Origin of the sequence: Roseomonas sp. TAS13, from assembly GCF_001950415.1 — a bacterium.
Lineage (GTDB): Bacteria > Pseudomonadota > Alphaproteobacteria > Acetobacterales > Acetobacteraceae > Roseomonas > Roseomonas mucosa.
On the sequence record NZ_BDLP01000475.1, the window covers coordinates 1 to 2828 of the forward strand.

The following is a 2828-nucleotide window of genomic DNA, read 5'->3' on the forward strand; positions in this document are numbered from 1 at the left end:
GCCTCGGCGGGCGGCTCTACATCGCCACTGCCGCAGTCGCGGCATCAGGCGCCGGCACGGCCACCATCGCCATCGCGCCGCCGCTGCGAGCCGCGGTTGTGGTGGGCGAGCCGCTGATCCTCTCGCTGCCAAGTGTGCCGATGCGGCTGGTCTCCGACGACGAGGCGGCGAACCCGACGCGGCCAGGCCCCTTCGCCGCGGTCACCATCCGCCTCGAGGAAGCCCTCTGATGTCCGGCACCCCGCGTCTCAGCAACCAGGCGGCCTCCGCCGCCACGGCGCCGATCGCCACGCCGGTCGTGCTGGTCGAGCTCGACTTCGCCACCGGTCCCTTTCGCGTCTGGACCGGGCTCGGGCCGCTCGACTGGGCCGGGAAGGTGTTCGAGGGCGCCGGCAGCATCGGCGCCATCTCGGATGTCGAGGAGACGGTGGAACTGCGCGCCGTGAGGCTCACCCTTGCCCTGTCGCCGGTGCCGCAGGAGGTGGTGGATATCGCCCTGGCCGAGCGGAGCTATCGCCTGCGGCCCGTCACGCTTTGGGGCGCGCTGCTGGATGCCCAAGGGGCATTCGTGGCGGACCCGTTCCCGCTCTGGGCGGGGCTGATGGACACGATGGAGGTGACGGACGGCGCCGAGCCTTCCGTGGCGCTGGCCTGCGAGAGCCGGCTGGTGGACCTCGAGCGCGCGGAGGTGCGGCGCTACACGGATGCCGACCAGCAGGCCGAGTATCCCGGCGATCGGTTCTTCGAGTTCGTGCCGGCGCTGCAGGAGGCGGAGATCCGGCTGCCGATCCAGTGACCCGGCTGCCGGACTGGCCGGAGCGGCTGGCGGCGCTCATCACCGCAGCCGAGCATCGGCCCTTCGACGCAGCGCGCTGGAACTGCGGGCGCTTCGCCCTGGCGGCGGTCATGGCGTGCACGGGCCAGCGGCCGTCGTGGCAGCACCGCCCGACGCTCGCGGAGATGGCCGACACGGGCGGCTACCCGCGTGTGCCGGTGCCCTTCGCCCGGACGGGCGACGTGGTGCTGGCCAGTGAGCCCGATCGCCTTGGGGTCGTGCTCGATGCCGGCCGCGCCGCCTTCGTCGGCCCCGCCGGACTCCTGCGCCTGCCTGTCACCGCCTGCACCATCGCCTGGAGGGTTGGCTGATGCCCGTCGCCATCCCCTTCATTGCCGCCGCCGCGGGGGCCGCCGCCTCGGCCGTCATTGGCGGCGGCGTTCTGGGCGCCGTGGCGGCCGCCGGCGCCGCCCTGGTGGTCTCCGCAGTGGGCGCCGCGGTCTTCCGCCCCAAGTCGCCCTCCGCCGCCCGCAGCGCCAACGTCACGCCAGGGACGGACACCGGCCCGGGCTCCGGCTTCGATCCCCGCACGCCCGGCGCGGGCCGCACCCAGTCCTTCCGCCAACCCATCACCGAGCACCAGATCGTCTTCGGCCGCTGCCGCACCTCCGGCCCCGTGGTGTTCCTGCATTCCGCCACCGATGACGAGGGCCGCGCCGACGGCTTCCTGCATGTCGTCGTGGTTCTGGCCGCCCATCGCGTGCGCGCGATCGGCGACGTCTTTCTCAATGGCACCGCCTCCACCGACGCGAAGTTCGCCGGCCTGCTGCGCATCGACCGCGCGCTGGGCGATCCCGGCCAGGGCGCCAATGCCAATCTCGTCGCTGACACCGGTGGCCAGTGGACCGCCGCGCACCGTGGCCAGGGGCGGGCCTATCTCGCCGTGCGGCTCAAGCTGCGGCCCGAGGCCTTCCCCTCCGGCGCGCCCAGCCTGTCCGCCATCGTCGAGGGGGCGGACACCATTCTCGATCCGCGCACCGGCGCCACCGGCTGGTCCGACAATCCCGCGCTGTGCCTCGCCTGGTACCTGACGTCGTCCTTTGGCTGGCGCGCGGCCTGGGCGGACATCGACCTGCCGGCGCTCATGGCCGCGGCCAACATCTGCGACGAAATCATGGGCCGGCGCGATGGCACCGCCGAGCGCCGCTACACGGTCAACGGCGCCGTCACGCTCGGCGAGGGCAAGATCGCCATCACCCGCAAGCTGGTCGCCGCCATGGCGGGCGCGCTGGTCGTGTCGGGCGGCCGCGTCTACATCCACGCGGGGGCGCCGGCGCTGCCGGCCGCCACGCTCACCTCGGATGATCTGCGCGGTGACGTCACCATCGTCGGCTCGCGCCCGCGGCGGGATCTCTTCAACGGGGTACGTGCCGTCTATGTCGAGCCGGCTGCGGCCTGGCAGCCAACCGATGCGCCGCCGCTGCTCGCCAGCAACTACGTCACCGAGGATGGCGGCGAGGCGATCTACCGGGACATGGAGTTCCCGCTCACCACCTCGGCTTCCACGGTTCAGCGGCTCATGAAAATCGAGCTGGAGCGCAACCGCCGCCAGCGCGAGGTGGCGATGCAGGCCAACCTCTCGGCGCTGCGCCTGCGGCCCTGGGATGGGGTGACGGTGGCCCTCGACCGGCTGACGCCATTCCCAGCGCGCGTGACGGGCTGGGCGCTGGCGCCGGATGGCGGGGTGAACCTGCAACTGTCCGAGGAGGACCCGGCCGTCTGGTCGTGGAACCCGGCCACCGACGAGCGGGCGACCGGGCAGAACCCTTCCGTGGTGCTGCCCAACCCGGGCGTGATCGCGGCGCCGGCGGCCATCCTGGTGAACACGCCGGTGGCGGTGACCTTCACGGCGATCGCGGTGTCCTGGTCGGCGGTGGGTTCGGCCTATCTGGCCGGCTACGAGATCGAGTTCCGGCCGGCCTCGGTCGCCGTCTGGCAGGGCTATGCCGGCGGCTTCGGCGCCACCGCCGTCGCCATCCCCACCGCGGAGCCG

3 protein-coding genes and 1 pseudogene are annotated in these 2828 nt (G+C 73.2%); all 4 read left to right on the forward strand.

Annotated elements, in window-relative coordinates; all coding sequences use genetic code 11:
* Window positions 1–230, forward strand: a pseudogene (locus ROTAS13_RS22315) (hypothetical protein); the annotation flags it as partial.
* On the forward strand, window positions 230–796 hold the full coding sequence (locus ROTAS13_RS22320) for a hypothetical protein (protein WP_075823479.1): 567 nt from the start codon (window positions 230–232) through the stop codon (window positions 794–796). The pseudogene ROTAS13_RS22315 and the gene ROTAS13_RS22320, both read left to right, overlap by 1 nt.
* Window positions 793–1146 carry a DUF6950 family protein gene (locus tag ROTAS13_RS22325; RefSeq protein ID WP_075823481.1) on the forward strand — a complete coding sequence of 118 codons (354 nt, stop codon included), beginning with the start codon at window positions 793–795 and terminating at the stop codon, window positions 1144–1146. Before ROTAS13_RS22320 ends, ROTAS13_RS22325 begins: the two co-directional genes overlap by 4 nt.
* Window positions 1146–2828: phage tail protein (locus ROTAS13_RS22330; RefSeq protein WP_075823482.1), on the forward strand; the 1683-nt coding region annotated here is incomplete at its 3' end. The genes ROTAS13_RS22325 and ROTAS13_RS22330, both read left to right, overlap by 1 nt.

What these genes read in the sequence shown, in the direction of transcription:
- ROTAS13_RS22320 (WP_075823479.1), top strand. Translation starts at nt 230, where the DNA reads ATGTCCGGCACCCCGCGTCTCAGCAACCAGGCGGCCTCCGCCGCCACG.